The sequence below is a fragment of the Clostridium sp. UBA5988 genome, from assembly GCF_002435615.1.
Lineage (GTDB): Bacteria > Bacillota > Clostridia > Clostridiales > Clostridiaceae > Clostridium_J > Clostridium_J sulfidigenes.
In genome coordinates this window covers 1-21,013 of the sequence record NZ_DJBA01000031.1, presented here as the reverse complement: position 1 = coordinate 21,013, position 21,013 = coordinate 1, and the positions used below count along the sequence as shown (strand labels likewise).

Sequence of the window (21,013 nt, the reverse complement as noted above, 5' to 3'; positions counted from 1 at the left end):
TAATTTTCTTGTAAAGTGGTGTAAATATATTAATTATATTACAATAATTCAATATAAATTTTTATCTATCTATATATTATTGTAATTTTTTATGAGCTAGTTTTCCATTATTTACAACTAATGAAATTTCTGCCATTATAGATAATGCTATGTCTTCTGGTCTTTCACCACCTAATTCTATACCAATAGGTGCATATATTTTATTCAACAAATCTTTGTTAAATCCTTCATCTAATAATTTATAAATAGTTTTTTTTACCTTAACTTTACTTCCTATCATACCAATATAATTTGCTTCAGTATCTATAACAGTTTTTAAAGCTTCATAGTCATGGAAATGTCCCCTAGTTATAATTACTATACTGCATTGATTATTTATAGGATATTTTTTTAAATTTTCTTTAATATCTCCTAGTAAAAGCTCATCAGCTAATTTAAATCTTTCCTCATTACAATATTCTTCCCTATCCTCAAAAACTACAATATCATATCCTAATACATTAGCTATAAAATGTAGTGGCAATGCAATATGTCCCCCACCTACTATAAGAAGTTTACGCTTAGGCATTAATACTTTTATATATACTTCAATGTTTCCTCCACAAACCATATTAAGCTCTTTATTAGGTTCATTCAAACTATATTCGTATCTACCACTTCTTTGTGTTTCTATAGCCTCTATACTAGATTTTATAATTTCATCTTCAACTGCACCTCCGCCTATAGTACCAATTACAGTACCATCTCTTAGAACACCCATCATGGTGCCTTCTCCCCTAGGTGAAGATCCACAAGCCTTAGTAATTATAGAAAGAGCTACAAAATTCCCATTCTTCACTTGCTCATTCACTTCTTCGAGTAAAGTAATACTCATATAAAACACCTCCTTATTTACCAAATGGACAAATTGGATAATGACATATATTACACTTCAAGCAAAGCCCTCCGTGAGATAACTCACTTATTTCTCTTTTGCTAATTTTATCCTTTGCCATTATCCTAGGAAGTAAAACATCAAATACAGTTATTTTAGAGAACATTCCACAAGCTGGAATCCCCACATAAGTTATATCATCGCTATATGCCAACATAAACATAGCTCCTGGTATTACTGGTGATCCATAGGTAATTATCTCTGAAGCTACTTTTTCAATGGCTACAGGTGTTAAATCATCTGCATCTACTGACATTCCCCCACTGCATATTATTAAACTGCATCCTCTAGATTTAAATAGCTCTATAGCATTAGTTATTTTTTCCAAATCATCTGGAACAAATATGACATCTTCAACAATAGCTTTGTAATTACTAACCTTTTCCCTAAGTATTGGAGCAAATTTATCAGTAATTTTCCCTTCATAAACTTCCGTACCAGTAACAACTATTCCTACCTTCTGAACTTTAAAAGGTTTTATGTCTATAATCCCTGATATATTTCTTAATATATACTTAACTTGATTAATATATCTTTTTTCTACAACTAAAGGTGTTACTTTTGTAGCAGAAACAATTGTATCCTTCTCTACAACAGTATTATTGTGTAATGTGCTTACAACAATGTCTTTAATATAATTTATTTCATATAACAGATTAGTGTTAATTTTCAAAAGTCCATCCCTGGCAGCTAAAACATTTACTTTTCCCTCACTAGGTGATTTAAGGTAGGTATTTTCTCCTCTTATTGCTTGTCCTAATTCTAAAGCCGCCTGATCTTCATGAAGCATTTCTGAATTCATTTCAATAATATAAATGTGATTTTTCCCCATAAACTTCAACTCTTCTATATCTTTAGCTTCTATTATATGTCCTTTTTTAAAAGCAGCACCCTTGAATTCTCCCGGTACGATCTTAGTTAAATCATTGGCCACCACCATCCCAATAGCATCTTCAACTTTAACTTTTTTCATTGTCACACCCCCATGTTATATTATATTATATTATATCATTAGATGTAAAAAAATACCACTCAATACATAATCTTTGTATTAAGTGGTATTACAATGAATATATAGTTAAGCTACATTTTCATTTCTATTTTCTTCTTTTTCACTTTTAAAATTTAAAATCATATTTAGTATAACTCCTACAAGAGCTGCTAAACTTACGCCTGTTATTTTAACAGATGCACCAACTGGAATTCCAATTGATATACCAGTGTATTTTTCTAAATTAGTAGTACCAAGACCAATTATTATTATAGTAGCTATTACTACAATGTTTTTCCAATCAAAAGTTACATCTCCATTTTTAATAGTTTTAAATCCTATTAATGCAATCATTCCAAATAGCATGATACTAATACCACCCATAACAGCGCTAGGGATAGATAATAGTAATCCACCTAATTTAGCTACAAAACCTAAGATGATAGCAAATACTGCTGTAATTCTTATTATTGATGGGTCATAATTTTTTGTCAATGCTAAAACTCCAGTATTCTCTCCGTAAGTTGTATTTGCTGGTCCTCCAATAAATGAAGAAAACATAGTTGCAAGTCCATCTCCTAATAGGGTTCTATTAAGACCAGGATCTTCAATGAAGTTTTTGCCCACTACTTGTCCGTTTGTACTAATATCACCAACATGCTCCATTAATACAGCTAACACTACTGGAGCAATTGTAAGGATAGATGCCATATCAAATTTAGGAAAGTTAAAGCTAGGTATCGCTAAAAATGCTGCCTTAGATATTATGCTAGTATCTACTATATTAAAAATCAATGAGAGTATATACCCTGATGATACTGCAATAAGTATAGCTAATTGTTTTGAAAAACCTTTTCCAAATAAGTTAATGGATAATGCTATAGATAAAGTTATCCCTGCTATAATAAAATTATCACTTGCCATTCCTATAGCTGTAGGTACAAGGTTTAATCCTATAACTATTATCATAGGTCCTACTACTTGGGCAGGAAGGAATCTTTTTATAGTGGTTACCCCAATCTTCTTAACTAAAAATGAAATTATTACATAAATAAAACCTGCAACTAACAATCCGCCTTGTGCATATGCTAAATCTCCGCCATTTAATTCTCCCGCAGCTATTATTACCGGTATAAATGCGAAGGAAGATCCAAGAAATACTGGAACTTTTCCTTTCGTACAAAGGTGAAATATCAAAGTACCACATCCTGCTGCAACTAGAGCAACTGAAGGGTCAAGTCCTGTAAGTACAGGTACTAGAACCGTTGCACCAAACATAGCAATTAAGTGCTGCATAGCAAGTACCATTCTTTTAGTCTCTTCCTTAATAGATCTCTTTGCCAATGTTTCTTCTGCTTCTTTTTTTAATGTTATTTCTGACATATAAAGCCTCCTTAATATTTTTAATATTAGGAGAAATTTCTTTCTCCCCTTTCAGTATCCCAGTACTGATTAAAAGGTATATAAATAAAAAAACTTCTTACTTTCGCAAGAAGTTATATACAGAAATATAGTGTGCCCTGTAATTATATCTACCTTCTTGCCAGCCTCTCTGGACTGATTTAAAGAAATATTTTATTATTTAATTTATTCTTTAGGTTATTATACTACTTCTTCACTCAAATAACAAGTATTTTTAAGATTTATTTTATTACTCTTTCCACTATATTAAAATATCTTGAAAAAACATGCAAATAAGTTATAATAAAATCATGGTACATAAGATAAATAATATAATTTATTTTAAAACATAATTATGGGGGGGATATATGAACATACGTTATGCGAATAGGACTTCAAATTTAAAAAGCGTCTGAAATAAGAGAACTTTTAAAATTGACTGAAAAGCCAGAAATTATTTCTTTTGCAGGTGGATTACCAGCACCTGAATTATAACCTTTATATAAACTAAAGGAAGTAGTATCAAAGGTTATAAAAGAAAAAGGTCAAGTAGCTCTACAATATGCTTCTACTGATGGTTACATGCCTTTGAGAGAAATAATTGTAAAAGAAAGAATAGCGCCTATAGGAGTAAAATGCGATACTTCAAATGCTATGCTAACTAATGGTTCTCAACAAGGGTTAGAGTTTTCTGCAAAGCTTTTCATAAATGAAGGAGACACTATTGCATGTGAGAGTCCAAGCTATCTTGGAGCTTTAAATGCATTTATGGCTTATGGTCCTAAATTCTTAGAAATACCAATGGATGAAAATGGTATGATTGTAGAGGAATGAGAAAAAATATTAGAAAACAGAAATTACAATATAAAAATGATTTATACTATTCCAGATTTTCAAAATCCAAGTGGAATTACAATGAATATTGAGAGAAGAAAACGCTTATCTGAACTAGCTGCTAAGTATGAAATACCTTTAATTGCAGATAGTCCCTATGGGGAATTAAGATTTGAGGGAGAAAGTCTTCCTTCAATTAAATCCTTTGATAAAGCTGGTTATGTAATTAATCTAGGTACTTTCTCTAAAACTTTCTGTCCTGAACTAAGACTTGGATGGATATTAGCAGAAGAAGAAATAATTAAAAAGCATATTTTAATTAAGCAAGGCGCAGACTTACAATGTAATACTTTTGCTCAAGTTATCGCAGGAGAATACATGAAAACTTACAGTTTAGATGATCATATAAAGAGCATAATTGAAGTTTATAGAGTTAGACGTGACTTAATGATAGATAGCATGAAAAAAATTTCTTTAGATTAAATTACTCTAATATGCCAGAAGATAAAATCGTGGAAGGAATAAAAAGATTCGGTAAAGTTTTTCATAAATATTATGCAAAATAGAAACAATATGTAATATATACTAGTACAATAATGAAAATAAATAAACTTAAATATTTATTCATATTATTTTAGGAGGAGTTAAAATGGAATTTTCAAAAAGAATACTGGCTATGGGATATTCACCTATTAGAAAACTGGCACCATATGGAGCTGAAGCTACACGTAAAGGAGTAAAAATATATCATTTAAATATTGGTCAACCTGATATTGAAACTCCAAAGGAATTCATGGAAGGAATTAATAACTATAAAGATGATGTACTTAAATATGCTCAATCTCAAGGAATAGATGAAGCAATTAATAGTTTTATTAAATATTATAAAGAATGGGATATAGATTTTGAATCTAATGAAATTCTTATTACTAATGGAGGTTCTGAAGCTATTTCTTTAGCATTAACATCAATTTGTGATGTAGACGATGAAGTAATTATACCAGAGCCTTTCTATACAAATTATGCAGGATTTGCACAAGGTGCTGGCGTAAAAGTAGTACCTTTTATAACTAAAGCTGAAGAAGGCTTTCATCTACCAGCAAAGGATGTTATAACATCTAAAATAACTCCTAAAACTAGAGCAATCATGGTTTCTAACCCTGGAAATCCAACTGGAGTTGTTTACACTGAAAATGAAATAAGAATGCTTGCTGATATATGTAAAGAGAATAACCTATTCCTTATTGCAGATGAGGTATATAGAGAATTTGTTTATGATGGATTAAAATATACTTCTGCTCTTTATATGGAAGATATTAAAGATAGAGTAATTTTAATAGATAGCATATCTAAACGCTATAGTGCATGTGGTGCAAGAATTGGTTTAGTAGCTTCTAAGAATAAAGAACTTATAAGTCAAATTATGAAAATGTGTCAAGTTAGACTATGTGTTCCAACTATAGAACAATTAGCAGCAGCAAATTTAATTAATACTCCTAAAGAATACTTTATTAACGTTAAAAAAGAATATGAATCAAGAAGAAACATTCTGTTTGAAAAGCTTTCAAAAATGCCAGGTGTTATATGCAAAAAACCTACTGGAGCATTTTATATAGTAGCAAAACTTCCAATAAAAAGTGGGGAGGATTTTGCAAAATGGTTACTTACAGACTATAACTATAATAATAAAACTGTTATGGTTGCACCTGCAGAAGGTTTCTATGCAACAGAGGGCCTTGGTATGGATGAAATAAGATTATCTTATTGTTTAAATACTGAAGCTCTAGCTGATGCAATGGACATATTAGAAAGAGCTTTAGCTGAATATGTAAAAATTGAAAAATAGTAATCAAAAAAGAAATTAAGTTTCATGACTTAATTTCTTTTTTATTATATTTGTTCTTAATAATTATAAAGTATAGTGCTATATTTACTACATTAATTATTATATTAAAATGAATCTATATTATCTTTCTTATACTCATGGTAAGTATCAATTGTTTTAAACCCTTCACCTATATATAAATTTACAGCTTCTATATTTTTTTTATCGCATTTAAGATATATTTTACTATTACCAAGATCATGAGCTATATTCACTATATATTTAAGTAGCTTCTTTCCATAACCTTTACCTCTATATTCGGGCAAAATTCCAAAGTTAGCTATATAAATTTTTGAATCTTTTTTTATTAATTGTCCATACCCTACATGAACCCCTTTATGTTTAATAAAAATACATCCTTCTGGAATATAATAGTTTTGATATTTTTCATATATAATATCCTCTTTATTTATGGACTGTCTATTAGCTGAATCAAAAACTTTATTCTGAATTAAACACCTATATTTTTCATCTTTTCCTTCTTTAAAGGTTGCAAAAGAAATATTTTCATCATTATTTTGTTCTTCATATGAACTTATATCTCTTTCCATTTCAATAATAGCTCTTTCTACACTAAATCCTAGTTCAATCAATAAAGTTGCATTCAAGTTATTATTTTCACTAATTATAATTGAATTACAACTATTGAAAAACTTAAAAATTTCTTTATAATACTCAAAAGTACTATATTCAGGAATAAACTTTATACAGTGTATTTTATATACTTGATACTGAAGTTTACTATACCATAAAAACCCTATATATTTTTGTTGAGATTTTATATACTTTATATTTTTTCCCAAAAGAAGTTTTTTAAATATATTCTTATTTGTGCAAATCTCTATGAGTTCTTCTTTATACTCATTAGTAATATCAAACTCATTTATAAAATTTAAATTTGAATTATTTAATGTTTCTAATCTATACATAAATCCATCTACCTCATACTTTTGAATCTATATATATATTATAATCCAAATTTAAATAATATAACCATTTTTAGTATATTTATTTTAATTTAAAATAGAAGATACACTAGTATAGTGTATCTTCTAAAAATTTTTATGCTTCTAAATCTTTAATGCTAAGTCCAATTTTCTTACCTTCAGCATCTACTTGAGTTATAACAGCTTTTACTATCTCTCCAATTTTTAAAACATCTTCAATTTTTTCAACTCTTTCATTAGAAATTTGAGATATATGGACTAACCCATCTATCCCTTCTTCTAATTCAACAAATGCTCCAAATGGTGCAAATCTCACTACTTTTCCAGCAACAACATTTCCTGTTGGATATTTTTCATTGATATTATTCCAAGGATTTTCGCTTAACATTTTAACACTTAGAGCTAATTTGTTATTTTCTCTATCAACTTCTAAAACACCAACTTTAATAATCTGACCAACTTTAAATAACTTTGATGGGTTATTAACTTTATTCCAAGACATTTCTGAACTGTGTAATAAACCATCTATACCATTAATTTCTACAAAAGCTCCAAAAGCAGTTAATCTTTTAACTTCACCTTCAACTACCATACCCTTTTCTAAAGAAGCCCATGTAGTAGCCTTTTTAACTTCATTCTCCTTCTCTAAAAGTTCTCTTCTTGAACCAACTATTTTAACTCTATTTCTTTCTCTAGAATACTCTATAAGTTTTATATCAAAATTTTGTCCTATATACTTAGACAAATCACTAACTCTACTTAACTCTATATGAGATGCTGGTATAAATACTCTTTCTCCTTCAAATAAAGCTACAAGTCCACCTTTTACTTCTTGTTTAACTTGAACATTTATTATCTCTCCATTATCAAAAGCAGCCTTTAACACTTGTTGTTGTTCAGCTCTTAAAACCTCAGTTCTTGATAATACAACTAATCCATCAGAATTTTTTCTGTTTATTACTTTTGCTTTAATAACATCTCCTACTTTAATTTGTTGATTTAAAGGAGTTTCATTGTCTCTAGAGTATTCCTCTGCTGTTACTATAGCCTCAGTTTTTGTACCTATAGTTAAATATGCTTCTTTTTCATTTACTTTAAATACTTCACCTTCTAAAATACTTCCTACAGATATGTTGCTAGTATCCTTAAAATATTTATCATAAAGGTCCATATCCTCTTGACTTATATCGTTTTGTTTTTTCATTTTACTAATAGCCTCCTCAATTACGTACTCTGGAGTTGACGCCCCAGCAGTAATTCCAATTTTATTTATATTTTCATTCCCTATCATATTTAAAAGTGAAGAATCTACTTTTTCTACATGATAAGTATTTTCACAATTTTTTTTGCAAATTTCATAAAGTTTTGTAGTATTTGAACTATTATATCCGCCTAAAACTATCATTAAATCAACCTCTTTAGAAAGTTTATTCGCTGATTCCTGTCTTTCTTCTGTGGCATTACAGATAGTGTTAAAAGCTACTATTTCTTTAGCTAATGATATTATCCTGTTCAAAACCTTTTCCCAATTACTTTGCTTTTCTGTAGTTTGGGAAACTACACATACCTTGCTCTTAATTGCATCTATGTTTTCTCCATCCTTAGATATAATAGCTGTATCATTACACCACCCATTAATCCCTATGACCTCTGGATGCTTATCATCACCAACAATAATTATATTATATCCTTTGTTATAATACTCCTCAACTTTTTGTTGTATATTTCTCACATATGGACAAGTCCCATTTTCTATTATAACATTATTCTTTCTTAAATGGTCAAATACATTTTTACCAACACCATGAGATCTTATTACTACAACATCATTTTTTTTAAGATTATATGCTTCTTCAAGAGTTATAGAATGAATACCTTTTTCCTCTAAGCTTTTCACAACATCATTATTATGGATTAATGGTCCTAGTGTGTATATATCCTTATTATATTTTTCTCTCAATCTTATAGTCTCTTCAACTGCTCTTTTTACTCCAAAACAAAAACCTGCTTTATTTGCAAGAGTTACTTCAGACATATTATCCTCACCTCTAATACCATTTACTATAAATCAATTAATTTATATTACACATGACTATTTATCTACATTTATATATGATATGTACTTAGATATGGCATCTACTACTTCACTTATACTCATAGTAGAAGTATCAATGTCTATAGCATCTTCAGCTTTTCTTAAAGGATCTACTTCTCTATTTGAATCAATGTAATCTCTTTTTTTTATATCTTCTAATATATTATTATAATCTACTTTTACATTCTTGGCTATAAGCTCATCATACCTACGTTTAGCTCTTTCTTCTGCCCTAGCTGTCAAGAATATTTTTAAGGTTGCATTTTTAAGTACTACTGTGCCTATATCTCTACCATCCATGATTACATTGTAATTTTTAGCTATTTCTTGCTGCATTTCAACTAGCTTTTGTCTAACCTCCAGTATAGATGCATATCTCGACACATTATTAGTAACTTCAATACTCCTTAACTCATCAGTCACATCCATATCATTAACAAATAGGTTATCATTATCAAAATACATCTTCAAAGTATCTATAAGTTCACATAAATCACCTACTTGATTAGGTTCAATACTCTTTCTCATTGCAAATAAAGTAACTGCTCTGTACATAGATCCAGTATTTATGTACATTAAATTATATTTTTCTCCTATTAATTTAGCTATAGTACTTTTTCCTGCTCCAGCAGGACCATCAATAGCTATTGATATTTTCATAGTATCACTCCTCAGTTATATAGTTACTATCACTCTATAATTTAAATACATGTTTTTAAACTATAAATTTCTCAATAATAACTTTACTTGTATATTTATATCTTACTTCCTGCTATAAAACCTGTAGAAATAGCAATCTGTACATTATAACCTCCCGTATAGGCATCTACATCTATTACTTCTCCAGCAAAACTTAGGTTAGAAACCACCTTAGATTTCATTGTAGACGGATCAATTTCTTTTGTATCAATGCCTCCAGATGTAACTATTGCTTCTTCTATAGACCTTAATCCTCTTACATCCATTGTAAGATTTGAAATAAGATTTAGAAAAAACTTACGTTGTTCTTTTGTAATACTATTTACCTTTTGATTTTCTGGTATTTTACTTAAATTAATCATAATAGGAATTAATTTTTGTGGAAATAAATCATTTAATGCATTCTTAAAGTCCTTATTATTATACTTTAAAAAATCCTTTTGTATTCTTAAATCTAACTCTTTTTCGCTAAGTGCAGGCTTAAGATTTAATACAATCTTATACTTTTCACTTGGTTTTATTAAACTGCTTGCACTAAGACATAATGGACCAGAAATTCCAAAGTGAGTAAATAACATTTCACCTTGCTCTTTAAAAATAATTTTATTGTTCTTATCTAATAATGTAAGCTGTACATTTCTTAGTGATAAACCTTGAAGGTCTTTTACCCAAGCTTCATTAATTTCAATTGGTACTAAGGACGGTTTTATAGACACTACATTATGACCCAAACTTTTGCAAAATCTAAACCCATCACCATTAGATCCAGTTTGAGGATATGAAGCCCCACCAGTAGCTAAGATTACATTATCACATTCTATATAATCATCATTATCAAGGATTACTGAAGTAATCTTATTATTTTCAACTTTTAATTCTTTTACAGCAATTCCAAGTTTAATTTCAATATTTTTTTCCATTAAAGTTTTTTCAAAGGCTTTTATAATATCTGAAGATTTATCTGAATTAGGAAAAACTCTATCCCCTCTCTCTACTTTAAGTTCAACTCCTCTTTCATTAAAAAACTTAATAGTATCCTCATTGGTAAAGGTATAAAGAGCACTATATAGAAAATGAGGATTAGTTGGAATATAATCAAAAAACTCACTAATATCCTTATTATTAGTTACATTACATCTACCTTTCCCAGTAATAAACAGTTTTTTGCCAAGTTTATTATTCTTTTCTATTAATATGACCTTATTGTTTTTACTCGCTGCTATTGCAGCCATCATTCCAGCTGGACCTCCACCTACAATTACTACTTGTGCCAAAAAATCACCATCTCTTCTGTTTTATTTTAAACATATTCCTATATTATAATTTAATATAAAATTCCTAATTATTCAATGAATTTATTTTGATAACTAAAATTTTATGCTACGTATATTAGTAGAGTTGAATTATAATAAATTACATTTAAAACTAAAATTCTTGTCATATCACATGAAAAAGGAGAGAATTTTAAAATTCCCTCCTTTAATATTAAAACTATTTTAATTTAATATTAAATATCTCCTTGAGCATGCATTGCTTCAGCAACTTTCATAAATCCAGCAATGTTAGCACCAGCAACTAAGTTATATCCAAATCCACATTGTTCAGCTGCATCCATAGCATTTTTATGGATTGTTACCATTATTTGATGAAGTTTTTGATCCACCTCTTCAGCTGTCCAAGATATTCTCATGCTGTTTTGTGCCATTTCTAATGCAGAAGTAGCAACTCCACCAGCATTAGCAGCTTTAGCAGGTCCAACTATTAATCCATTAGCTAAGAAGTATTCAACCGCTTCGTTTGTACATGGCATATTTGCAGCTTCACATACAAATTTAATGCCATTAGCAACGATTTGTTTTGCATGTTCTATATGAATATCGTTTTGAGTTGCGCAAGGCATTATGATGTCAACTTTAACACCCCATGGTTTTTGTCCTGGGAAGAATTCACACCCAAATTTATCAGCATAATCTTGAACTTTATCTCTACCTGAATTTCTCATTTCAACTAAGTAATTAATTTTCTCTGGAGTAGTTATTCCATCTTTATCATAGATGTAACCATCTGGTCCAGATAAAGTAACAACTTTACCACCTAAATCAGCAACTTTTTGGCATGCTCCCCAAGCAACGTTACCGAAACCTGAAACTGCAACTGTTTTTCCTTTGAAGTCAGTTCCTTCATGTTTAAGCATTTCTTCACAGAAATAAGTAACTCCAAATCCTGTTGCTTCTGGTCTTACTAAGCTTCCACCATAAGTTAAACCTTTTCCAGTTAAAACTCCATTTTCGAAAGCTCCTCTAATTCTTCTATATTGACCATATAAGTATCCGATTTCTCTTCCACCTACACCGATATCTCCAGCTGGAACGTCCACATCTGGTCCGATGTGTCTTTGTAATTCAGTCATAAACGCTTGACAGAATCTCATGATTTCAGCATCAGACTTACCTCTTGGATCAAAGTCTGAACCACCTTTACCTCCACCTATTGGAAGTCCAGTTAATGCATTTTTAAGAATTTGTTCAAATCCTAGGAACTTGATAATTCCTAAGTAAACAGATGGATGGAATCTTAATCCACCTTTGTAAGGTCCTATAGCTCCATTAAATTGTACTCTAAATCCTCTATTTACTTGAGTTTTACCATTGTCATCTTTCCAAGATACTTTAAACATTATTTGTCTTTCAGGCTCACAGAATCTTTCTAATAAGTTAGACTCTACATATTCTGGGTGCTTATCAAGTACAGGCCCTATAGAGTTTAAAACCTCTTCAACAGCTTGTATAAATTCTGGTTCAGCGCTGTTTCTTTTTTTCACGTTTTCTAATACTTGCTCAATATAAGCTTTAGTATCCATAGTATCAATACCTCCTAAAATTTAAACAAAATTATTTATATAATTTACTTTTTGTATGATAACACACTGAAGTAAATCTTTACATGTAATATATATTCTATGTGTTTGCTTTTTTTCCTTCTTTTTTAAAAACATTTTAACAGATTTATTGCAAATATTAAAAACGATTACATGCCTTTATTTACATAATAGAATACTTTTGTCTATAAATCAACATAATTTTATAAAAATTTAGACATAAAAATTAAAACTTGTTAATATCCTTATTTGATTTGTAAGAATAAATTTGATATTCTTGCCATACTTGCTCAAGTTCTGTGAAGGTTTTAGATATTTTGTCCTTTTCCTTTAATCCTACAGCTATAATAAGAGCATTAATAACACTTAATGGTGCCACTAAAGAATCAACAAAGGAAGCCATATTACTTTCAGCTATTAGTACATAATCAGCTTTAGTTGCTAACGGAGATAAAACGCTATCTGTAATTGCAACAACATCAGCTCCCCTTGACTTTGCATAATTAAGGGTTTCAACAGTTCTCATAGCATAACGTGGGAAACCTATACCAATGACACAGTCTCCTTCCCCTAATGTCAGCATCTGTTCAAAAATATCACTCATTCCGTAAGATACGATTTTTACATTGTCTAATATTAAATTTAAATAAAATCCTAAAAAGTCTGCCAATGCAGCAGAACTTCTTAATCCTACAATATAAATTTTCTTAGAGTTTAAAATACTATTAACTGTACTTTCGAAAGCTTCATAATTTATTTTTTCCATTGTTGCTCTAATATTTTCTATATCTGATTTTAATACTCCTTTTAAAGCGTTATTAGGAATAATAAAATCGTTAGACAATTCTATTCTTTGAGCTGTGGTAAGTTTGTTTTTTATAAGTTCTTGCAGCGCCTTCTGGAGTTCAGGATAACCTTCATAACCTAATTGATTAGCAAATCTAACTACTGTTGATTCACTAACACCAACGCTTGCTCCAAGCTTCGCAGCAGTCATAAATGCTGCTTTATCATAATGCTTTAAAATATATTCAGCTATAAGCTTCTGCCCTTTACTTAACCTTGAAAATTTAGTTTGTATCATTCTCATTAAATCAGTATTATTATTCTCCATCACTTAACTCCTTTTAAAAGATTATAAAGTATATAATTCATTTTACTGAAAAATGAATTATATACTTCATATTAACACAGTATGGATTATCCTTCAACATAAAACTTCTATGATTATTAATTTTATAAATTTTTTCCTATATAAGAGATAATTATAAACTTATAATATAGTTTAAATTTCTATATTAAATATTGTAAAATCACTGTTTTAGAGCAATCACTTCTTTTCAATGACTAATAAATATGGAGCCCTATCACTCCTATTTATAACTTTATGAATCATTACTCCATACTTATCTTTTGGTAGAGAACTTGCATATTTTAGTATCTGTTCACTTTCACGAAGACCTTCATTATGACCAATGTATACTGATATAATGGCAAAACCTCCATTTTTTAATATTTTTAAAGTTCCTTTAATACTTTTTAGTGTAGATTCAGCCTCCGTGGTTATTGATTTGTCGCCACCGGGTAAAAAACCTAAATTGTATATGGCTACATCTACATCTTCAGTTATATGTTTTTCTATATTTTCATGAGAATCACAAATGAGTTTTACATTATCTTTGTTCTTTTTCTTATATTCTTCTATTGCTACTGATTGAATATCAAATGCATAAACTTTATTAAAGCTCTCACTTAGAAAATCACAATCCCCACCATTCCCAAGAGTCTCATCTACCGCTATATTTTTATCCACCACAAAATTTTCAATTATATGGTGAGATAAATCTGTTATGTTTCCCAAATATTTAAACATCTTTATCTCCTCCATTCTTTAGGTATTGTATTTCTATTTCACTTAGGTATCTCCATTGACCTTCTTTTAACCCTGTATCTAATTTTATCTCACCAATTGAAACTCTCTTCAAACTTACAACTGGATGTCCAATTGCTTCGCACATTCTTCTCACTTGCCTATTTTTCCCCTCATGAATAGTTATAGCAACTTCACAACTATTTTTATATTTTTTTATCACTTCACATCTTCCTGGTGCAGTAATATAATCCCCAATATCAATTCCTTTTTCAAATTTATGTACTTCATCATCATTGATTATTCCTTTTACTATAGCTATATAAGTTTTATTAATAGAAACTCTTGGGTGCATTACATTGTTATAAACTTCACCATCATTAGTTAGAAAAATTAATCCAGAAGTATCATAATCCAACCTTCCAATAGGATATATCCTTTCATCTACCTTTACAATATCCAATAAAGTTTTTCTACCTCTATCATCCTTTACAGATGATATATATCCTATAGGCTTATTAAGTGCTATATATATCTTTTTTTCTTCTGGTTTTATTACTTTATCATCTACTCTAACTTCATTAACTCTAGAGTCAATTTTTGTTCCTAATTCCTTTACTATATTCCCATCAACTTTAACTCTATTAGATAAAATTATTTCTTCACATTTTCTTCTAGAAGCAACACCACATCTAGCCATATATTTTTGTAATCTCTCTTCCATCTTAAACTTCCCTTCATAACTCTAATAAAAAGAATTATAATTTTTATTAACAAAAAAATCAATCCAATTAAACAATAAACCGATAACTCTACATATTAATATTTTGTAGTGTTACCGGTTTAAGTATAAACTAGCTTATTTAAATTGATTTAAGTGAGAATTAGGTTGCTGTTCCATATATCCCGTTTTAGAATTTCTACTGTCATTTGATTTGTCATTCATAGAAGTTAGTTCACCATTCATCTTATTGGAAGACTTCTTAGGTTTGTTTTGCTTATTCTTAGCCATAAAGCTCACCTCCCTATTAACTATTATTTTCAAAATTAATTTAAATATTCAATAATAATAAATCTTACAGATAAAAACTTATAATAAAGTCATCCTTCTAATGATTATAATAAAGTCATCCTTCTAATGAATTGAGAAAACTTGTAATAGATGCTATATTAAAATATAAGATAAAATTTTAATATTACAATTAACTTTAAGGAGGAATAAAATTTTGAGTAATCCAATATTTTTTATGCCAACAAAGATTATATGTGAAGAAAACGCAATAGCAAATCACGGTAGTATAATGAACTCTCTAGGAAGTACTGCTTTAATAGTAACTGGTAAACATTCTTCTAAAACTAATGGTTCTTTAAACCATGTGGTAAATTCTCTAAAAGAAAACAATATAGATTATCATATCTTTGATGATGTAGAAGAAAATCCATCTACAGAAACAATTAGTAAAATAAAATTTTTTGGTGAAGATAAAGGTATCGATTTTATTATTGGAATAGGTGGAGGTTCACCTATCGATGCATCTAAAGCTGCCGGAGTTCTTCTTTTTAATTCACAAGCCACTATTGAAGATTTATTTACAGATTCCGCTCTTAATTGTCTTCCAATCGTTGCAGTTCCTACCACTGCTGGAACTGGAACCGAAACTACACCTTACTCTATATTAACAGATCATAACATTAAAAATAAAAGAGGTATTTGCCCTAAAATTTTTCCTGTAGTATCTTTTTTAGATGCTACTTACTTGATGGATACACCTAAAAATGTAACAATAAATACTTCAATAGATGCTCTTTCACATTTAATAGAAGGTTATTTATCTACTAATTCTAACTGCTTTAGCAATGCTCTTGCAGAAAGTGGTTTAAAGATATTTAGTGAATGTATTTCATATATATCTTCAGAAAGCATTCCCTTTAAAATACGTGAAAATTTATTAATAGCATCTTCTATTGCTGGTATGGTAATTTCACAAAGCGGCACATCTATTCCTCATGGAATGGGATATCCATTAACTTATTATCATAATGTACCTCATGGTAAGGCTAATGGAATTCTTTTAAAAGAATATCTTAAAATATACGCAAATAATGCTAAGGATAAAGTGGATAAAATCATATCTTTATTGAACTTCTCAAATGTAGATGAGTTTGGAAACTTTATAGATGAATTATTTTCAAAGGATTTGAAAATAACCCTTGATGAATTAGAAAATTATACTTCTTATATGAATTCTAATAAAGCAAAACTTAAAAATCATCCCTATCCATTAACCTATGAGGATATACTTAGTATTTATATAAAAAGTATAAAATAATATTAGACCCATTAGAATTAATCTACTAATGGGTCTAATATTTTCTTCATTTATAATTGTTCGTTTAATATTTATATTTTTGAAACTACCAAAATAAATATTATTAAATTAATCCATGTCAGTACAATCAATATCTAGTTGAGAAAGAATACCTTTCGCTATAGCTTTTCCAAATATCTTTTGATTTTCAATAGTGCTAATTATCTTATTATCTTCTTCATTATCTATAAAAGCACATTTGATAATAATTGCATCCATAATAGTGTCTCTTATCAAAGGAAAATAATCTCTTCCATTTTTATTCATTCTATTATAAGTTTTAACTTGAGTCTGTCCAATATTCATAATTTCATTACTAATTCTATTTGTAAGTTCTAAACCTTTATCATTATATATAGAATAAATTATTTCACCTCTATCTCCTCCACCTACATTACAATGGATAGAAATAAAATAATCTGACATATTATTATTTGCCATGGTAGTTCTTTGAGAAAGTCCTAGATATTTATCAGTATATCTTGTCATTTGAACTTTTATTCCATGTCTAAGTAGCTCTTTCTCACATTCTACAGCTATAGTTAGTGTAATATCTTTTTCTATTAGATCACCATAAACGCCTCCTGGATCACTTCCACCATGCCCAGGGTCTAAGGTTATCTTATACATAATTTAAAGCCTCCCATTAATTAATCTATTCATATATAATATTCTTTAATATTACATATGTGATTAATAATAGGAATAAGACATCTTTGAATAATACTATAACACTTATCTATTGCTTCTTATAAATTTGACTTAAAACATTATTATAAATAGAAATATTGTATTCTATGGCATGAAAATAATCTACCTTTATTTTTTTATAGTGTTCTATACCTTCATCGGTAATTTTATATAGACGTTTATTTTTTCTATCAAAATCTTCCCATTTAGCTGTAAGATATAAATTTTCTTCCAAATCTCTAAGAAGTGGATATACCAACCCATTAGAAACTTTAGTAAAGTTTTTATTTATATAATTCACTATTTCCAATCCATATTCTACATTATTTTCATATATTAAATAATGTAGAATATATAATTTTACAAGCTTTGTAGTATTAATTCTATTATCTAATGTTGCAATTCTTTTTCTTGTTTCACCTTTCATTTTTATCTCCTTTAAATTTATTAAGTATTTTTCATTATGACTTTATTATATAACTTTATTTCAATTATGACAATTATTTTTATGATGTAATAGAGTAATATCTATCAAATTTTCTTTCAACTTATAGAATCAACATATATTGTATAAATAATACTACACTTAAGATATAATAAATCTATATTATTATATCTATTTACTATATAAAGGAAGGAGATATTTATGAATATTATAGCAGAGTTTCACTGTCATACAACTGCATCTGATGGGAGGTTCTCCCCTTCTCAAGTAGTTGAAATGGCTAAAAATAAAAATGTTGAACTTTTATCTATAACAGATCACGATACCACTGAAGGTATTAGCGAAGCTTTAACTAAAGCTAATGAAATTTCCCTTAATTTTATTCCTGGAATAGAGTTAAGCTGTAATCACAATGGAGAAAGTATACATATCTTAGGATATTTTAAAGGAAATGATTATAAAGATGAAACCTTAATTAAATTTCTTAATAATTTAAAGAGAAACAGGGAAACTAGAGCCTCATCTATAGTTAAAAATCTAGATAAATACTTTAACATTAAAATAAATGTAGATGATGTTTTAAAAATTAGTAATGGTGTTATAGCTAGACCTCACATAGCACAAGCCATAGTAAATGCTGGATACCCCTTTGATTTCCAACATATTTTTGACAAATTTATAGGAAATGATAGCCCTGCCTATGTTCCTAATAAACATATATCCATACCAGAAGGAATTGAACTTCTTAAAAAATATAATTGCGTTGTAATTCTAGCACATCCTAAACTTATTAAAAAAACACCTATTAAAAATATATTAAATTATGATTTTCATGGTATTGAGGCACTGTATTATCAAAACTTTAAAAGAGAAACCGACGAATTTATATCCTTAGCTAAGTCAAGGGATATGATAATAACTTGTGGTTCTGATTTTCATGGAATTTCTAAGGATGATACTAAACACGGTAACATTGGAGATATGTTTCTTAGTGAGGAAGATTTTAAGAAGTTTATGATTTTGTATAAAAAATAGAATAATTAGGTATACTAAAGTAAAATTGTTTTCGGAGGAGATAAAATGGTTTTACTTCAATGTTCAGTTCATAACTGTGTACATAATAATTCCAACTACTGTAACTTAAATCAGATAACCATTGGGGGTTCCAATACCTATCAACCTGATGGTACAAATTGTGAAAACTTTATAAACAAATCAAGTGCATTAACAAACTCTATAAGTATAAATACTCCTTATTCTAATGTAAATTGTAAGGCAGAACAATGTATTTATAATAAAAAACTTAAATGCACTGCAAACTCTATTGATATTTCTGGTTATACCTCATCTACTAGTGAAGAAACCTCATGTGCTACCTTTCAATATAACCCTAACTAAGTATTTACCTTTAGATAAGTGTAAGTAGTAATAATAAGTATAATTATTACTTACACTTATTATTTTTATGCAGCTAACTCATTAATAATTATTAATTCCTATAGCTAAAAAATAAATTAGTAAATAACTTTTCATATAACTCTCTTATGTAAGTTCTGTTTAAAATTAATATATTATCAATCAAATGTCATAGTACAAATCTCCATATATTTTTACATTTTCTTTAAAAAATATAATACTTTTTTAAATTTAAATATAATATTTATGTATAATTATGTTGCATTATGGGGAAAGCTTATGTATAATTATACATAAATTCATTAAAGAAAGGATGTATATAAATGGATAGCAAAAATAATAAAGTGTCTACTTCAGCAAATAATAAAGATTATTCATATATATTAGCTATAATTAAATTTCTTATATTATCTTCTTTAGGTATATTTTTATTTATGATTCCAATTACCAAAGGAGAAGAAGTAGTTATACCTGTTGCAACCTTATCAACCTATGTTCAAGAAGCTCTTGGCCAATCACTTCCATACATAATAACAACAATAATAGTTGTAACCGCATTTTTTACAATAGTAACTAAAGCACTAAAACCTAAATTTATTGTTAAAAATAATTTTTTAAATTCTCTTTTAAATGTAAATAACATTTGGTTTATTATCAGAGTCTTAGGTGGAATATTCATAATATGTACAATGTTTCAAATAGGTCCTAAAGCAATTTGGTCAGAAAATACAGGAGGAATGATTTTATCTGATTTACTTCCTATACTCTTTTCAGTATTTTTATTTGCTGGATTATTTCTACCTCTTCTTCTTAATTTCGGACTTTTAGAATTTGTAGGCTCCCTCCTAGTAAAAATAATGAGACCAATTTTTAATCTTCCTGGTTCAGCTGCAATAGATTGTATTGCTTCTTGGCTTGGAGATGGTACTATTGGTGTTCTTTTAACAAGCAAACAATATGTTGATGGGTATTATACTGAAAGAGAGGCCTGTGTAATTGGTACAACCTTCTCTTTAGTTTCAATAACTTTTAGCATAGTTGTAATTGATACCGTTGGGCTTAGTCATATGTTTTTACCCTTCTATCTATCAGTTACATTTGCTGGTTTAGTAGCTGCAATATTAGTACCTAAATTACCTCCACTATCAAGAAAAAAGGATATATACTATAATAATACAAATAAATCTATGGAAGACCTTCTTCCTGAAGGGTATACACCTTTTAAATTTGGTTTAGAAAAAGCTATAGATAAAGCTAAAGCTTCATCCTTAAAAAAAGATGTATTTGCTAAAGGAACATTAAATGTTGTAGATATGTGGTTTGGCGTAATCCCTGTAGTTATGGCTGTAGGAACTATAGCACTAATGTTAGCAGAATATACACCATTATTTCAAATTCTTGGTTTACCCTTTATACCAATATTAAAACTTCTCCAAATTCCAGAAGCTGCAGCAGCTTCTAGCACATTAGTAGCTGGATTCGCAGACATGCTATTACCATCTATAATGTCAGGTGGAATTCAAAGTGATATGACAAGATTTATCCTGAATTATTCACCG

19 protein-coding genes and 1 pseudogene are annotated in these 21,013 nt (G+C 28.8%); 6 read left to right on the top strand and 14 right to left on the bottom strand.

Annotation, left to right across the window (positions count from 1 at the left end; genetic code table 11):
* Positions 1–76: 76 nt before the first annotated feature.
* The 3 genes from B3J31_RS08540 to B3J31_RS08530 form a co-directional block, all read right to left on the bottom strand.
* A complete protein-coding gene (locus B3J31_RS08540) occupies positions 77–874 on the bottom strand; it encodes an XdhC/CoxI family protein (RefSeq protein WP_346868293.1) in 798 nt (265 codons plus the stop codon).
* Positions 875–887: 13 nt separating this feature from the next.
* On the bottom strand, positions 888–1,907 hold the full coding sequence (locus B3J31_RS08535) for a molybdopterin-binding protein (protein ID WP_346868292.1): 1,020 nt from the start codon (positions 1,905–1,907) through the stop codon (positions 888–890).
* Between the two features lie 105 nt (positions 1,908–2,012).
* Entirely contained in the window at positions 2,013–3,308 is a 1,296-nt protein-coding gene (locus B3J31_RS08530) for a solute carrier family 23 protein (RefSeq protein WP_150844228.1), read from the bottom strand.
* A 386-nt stretch (positions 3,309–3,694) separates the two neighbouring features.
* Here B3J31_RS08530 and B3J31_RS08525 point away from each other — a divergent pair.
* Positions 3,695–4,726 (top strand): annotated as a pseudogene (locus B3J31_RS08525) (PLP-dependent aminotransferase family protein).
* An 83-nt stretch (positions 4,727–4,809) separates the two neighbouring features.
* The gene (locus tag B3J31_RS08520; protein WP_150844229.1) at positions 4,810–6,006 is read left to right on the top strand and encodes a pyridoxal phosphate-dependent aminotransferase; all 1,197 of its coding nucleotides are present in this window, start codon (positions 4,810–4,812) and stop codon (positions 6,004–6,006) included.
* Between the two features lie 104 nt (positions 6,007–6,110).
* On the opposite strand, the gene B3J31_RS08515 is transcribed toward B3J31_RS08520, so the two are convergent.
* The 9 genes from B3J31_RS08515 to B3J31_RS08475 all read right to left on the bottom strand — a co-directional run bounded on the left by B3J31_RS08515 (position 6,111) and on the right by B3J31_RS08475 (position 15,546).
* Complete coding sequence (locus B3J31_RS08515; RefSeq protein ID WP_150844230.1) at positions 6,111–6,974, bottom strand: GNAT family N-acetyltransferase; 864 nt, start codon at positions 6,972–6,974, stop codon at positions 6,111–6,113.
* A 133-nt stretch (positions 6,975–7,107) separates the two neighbouring features.
* The gene (locus B3J31_RS08510) at positions 7,108–9,027 is read right to left on the bottom strand and encodes a bifunctional 4-hydroxy-3-methylbut-2-enyl diphosphate reductase/30S ribosomal protein S1 (protein ID WP_150844231.1); all 1,920 of its coding nucleotides are present in this window, start codon (positions 9,025–9,027) and stop codon (positions 7,108–7,110) included.
* 57 nt (positions 9,028–9,084) lie between these two features.
* Positions 9,085–9,747, bottom strand: coding sequence for a (d)CMP kinase (cmk, locus tag B3J31_RS08505; RefSeq protein ID WP_150844232.1), 663 nt, complete (start codon positions 9,745–9,747; stop codon positions 9,085–9,087).
* A gap of 95 nt (positions 9,748–9,842) precedes the next feature.
* The gene (locus B3J31_RS08500) at positions 9,843–11,060 is read right to left on the bottom strand and encodes an aminoacetone oxidase family FAD-binding enzyme (RefSeq protein ID WP_150844233.1); all 1,218 of its coding nucleotides are present in this window, start codon (positions 11,058–11,060) and stop codon (positions 9,843–9,845) included.
* A gap of 233 nt (positions 11,061–11,293) precedes the next feature.
* Positions 11,294–12,646, bottom strand: coding sequence for an NADP-specific glutamate dehydrogenase (gene gdhA / locus B3J31_RS08495; RefSeq protein ID WP_207656739.1), 1,353 nt, complete (start codon positions 12,644–12,646; stop codon positions 11,294–11,296).
* Positions 12,647–12,890: 244 nt separating this feature from the next.
* On the bottom strand, positions 12,891–13,778 hold the full coding sequence (locus B3J31_RS08490) for an SIS domain-containing protein (RefSeq protein ID WP_150844235.1): 888 nt from the start codon (positions 13,776–13,778) through the stop codon (positions 12,891–12,893).
* 216 nt (positions 13,779–13,994) lie between these two features.
* Positions 13,995–14,537, bottom strand: a complete 543-nt coding sequence (locus tag B3J31_RS08485) for a class I SAM-dependent methyltransferase (protein WP_150844236.1) — start codon at positions 14,535–14,537, stop codon at positions 13,995–13,997.
* Positions 14,530–15,258, bottom strand: coding sequence for a pseudouridine synthase (locus tag B3J31_RS08480; protein WP_346873871.1), 729 nt, complete (start codon positions 15,256–15,258; stop codon positions 14,530–14,532). Before B3J31_RS08480 ends, B3J31_RS08485 begins: the two co-directional genes overlap by 8 nt.
* A 135-nt stretch (positions 15,259–15,393) precedes the next feature.
* Entirely contained in the window at positions 15,394–15,546 is a 153-nt protein-coding gene (locus B3J31_RS08475; protein WP_167403023.1) for a hypothetical protein, read from the bottom strand.
* 214 nt (positions 15,547–15,760) lie between these two features.
* On the opposite strand from B3J31_RS08475, the gene B3J31_RS08470 reads away from it, so the two are divergent.
* Positions 15,761–16,864, top strand: coding sequence for an iron-containing alcohol dehydrogenase (locus B3J31_RS08470; RefSeq protein WP_346873870.1), 1,104 nt, complete (start codon positions 15,761–15,763; stop codon positions 16,862–16,864).
* 108 nt (positions 16,865–16,972) lie between these two features.
* On the opposite strand, the gene B3J31_RS08465 is transcribed toward B3J31_RS08470, so the two are convergent.
* Complete coding sequence (locus B3J31_RS08465) at positions 16,973–17,533, bottom strand: N-acetylmuramoyl-L-alanine amidase (protein ID WP_150844239.1); 561 nt, start codon at positions 17,531–17,533, stop codon at positions 16,973–16,975.
* 109 nt (positions 17,534–17,642) lie between these two features.
* Positions 17,643–18,020: a helix-turn-helix transcriptional regulator gene (locus B3J31_RS08460; RefSeq protein WP_150844240.1), complete on the bottom strand. Its 378-nt coding sequence runs from the start codon at positions 18,018–18,020 to the stop codon at positions 17,643–17,645.
* 219 nt (positions 18,021–18,239) lie between these two features.
* Between B3J31_RS08460 and B3J31_RS08455 the strand changes: the two genes are divergently transcribed.
* The 3 genes from B3J31_RS08455 to B3J31_RS08445 all read left to right on the top strand — a co-directional run.
* Entirely contained in the window at positions 18,240–19,073 is an 834-nt protein-coding gene (locus tag B3J31_RS08455; protein ID WP_150844241.1) for a PHP domain-containing protein, read from the top strand.
* Positions 19,074–19,118: 45 nt separating this feature from the next.
* Positions 19,119–19,436 carry a DUF1540 domain-containing protein gene (locus B3J31_RS08450; RefSeq protein ID WP_150844242.1) on the top strand — a complete coding sequence of 106 codons (318 nt, stop codon included), beginning with the start codon at positions 19,119–19,121 and terminating at the stop codon, positions 19,434–19,436.
* A 362-nt stretch (positions 19,437–19,798) separates the two neighbouring features.
* A partial coding sequence (locus B3J31_RS08445; protein ID WP_346873872.1) for a YjiH family protein occupies positions 19,799–21,013 on the top strand: 1,215 nt, incomplete at its 3' end.

Coding starts and splice junctions, on each gene's coding strand:
- B3J31_RS08535 (WP_346868292.1), bottom strand. CDS start 1,907: ATGAAAAAAGTTAAAGTTGAAGATGCTATTGGGATGGTGGTGGCCAAT.
- B3J31_RS08530 (WP_150844228.1), bottom strand. CDS start 3,308: ATGTCAGAAATAACATTAAAAAAAGAAGCAGAAGAAACATTGGCAAAG.
- B3J31_RS08540 (WP_346868293.1), bottom strand. CDS start 874: ATGAGTATTACTTTACTCGAAGAAGTGAATGAGCAAGTGAAGAATGGG.
- B3J31_RS08515 (WP_150844230.1), bottom strand. CDS start 6,974: ATGTATAGATTAGAAACATTAAATAATTCAAATTTAAATTTTATAAAT.
- B3J31_RS08510 (WP_150844231.1), bottom strand. CDS start 9,027: ATGTCTGAAGTAACTCTTGCAAATAAAGCAGGTTTTTGTTTTGGAGTA.
- B3J31_RS08475 (WP_167403023.1), bottom strand. CDS start 15,546: ATGGCTAAGAATAAGCAAAACAAACCTAAGAAGTCTTCCAATAAGATG.
- B3J31_RS08485 (WP_150844236.1), bottom strand. CDS start 14,537: ATGTTTAAATATTTGGGAAACATAACAGATTTATCTCACCATATAATT.
- B3J31_RS08465 (WP_150844239.1), bottom strand. CDS start 17,533: ATGTATAAGATAACCTTAGACCCTGGGCATGGTGGAAGTGATCCAGGA.
- B3J31_RS08520 (WP_150844229.1), top strand. CDS start 4,810: ATGGAATTTTCAAAAAGAATACTGGCTATGGGATATTCACCTATTAGA.
- B3J31_RS08490 (WP_150844235.1), bottom strand. CDS start 13,778: ATGGAGAATAATAATACTGATTTAATGAGAATGATACAAACTAAATTT.
- cmk (WP_150844232.1), bottom strand. CDS start 9,747: ATGAAAATATCAATAGCTATTGATGGTCCTGCTGGAGCAGGAAAAAGT.
- B3J31_RS08460 (WP_150844240.1), bottom strand. CDS start 18,020: ATGAAAGGTGAAACAAGAAAAAGAATTGCAACATTAGATAATAGAATT.
- B3J31_RS08480 (WP_346873871.1), bottom strand. CDS start 15,258: ATGGAAGAGAGATTACAAAAATATATGGCTAGATGTGGTGTTGCTTCT.
- B3J31_RS08455 (WP_150844241.1), top strand. CDS start 18,240: ATGAATATTATAGCAGAGTTTCACTGTCATACAACTGCATCTGATGGG.
- gdhA (WP_207656739.1), bottom strand. CDS start 12,646: ATGGATACTAAAGCTTATATTGAGCAAGTATTAGAAAACGTGAAAAAA.
- B3J31_RS08450 (WP_150844242.1), top strand. CDS start 19,119: ATGGTTTTACTTCAATGTTCAGTTCATAACTGTGTACATAATAATTCC.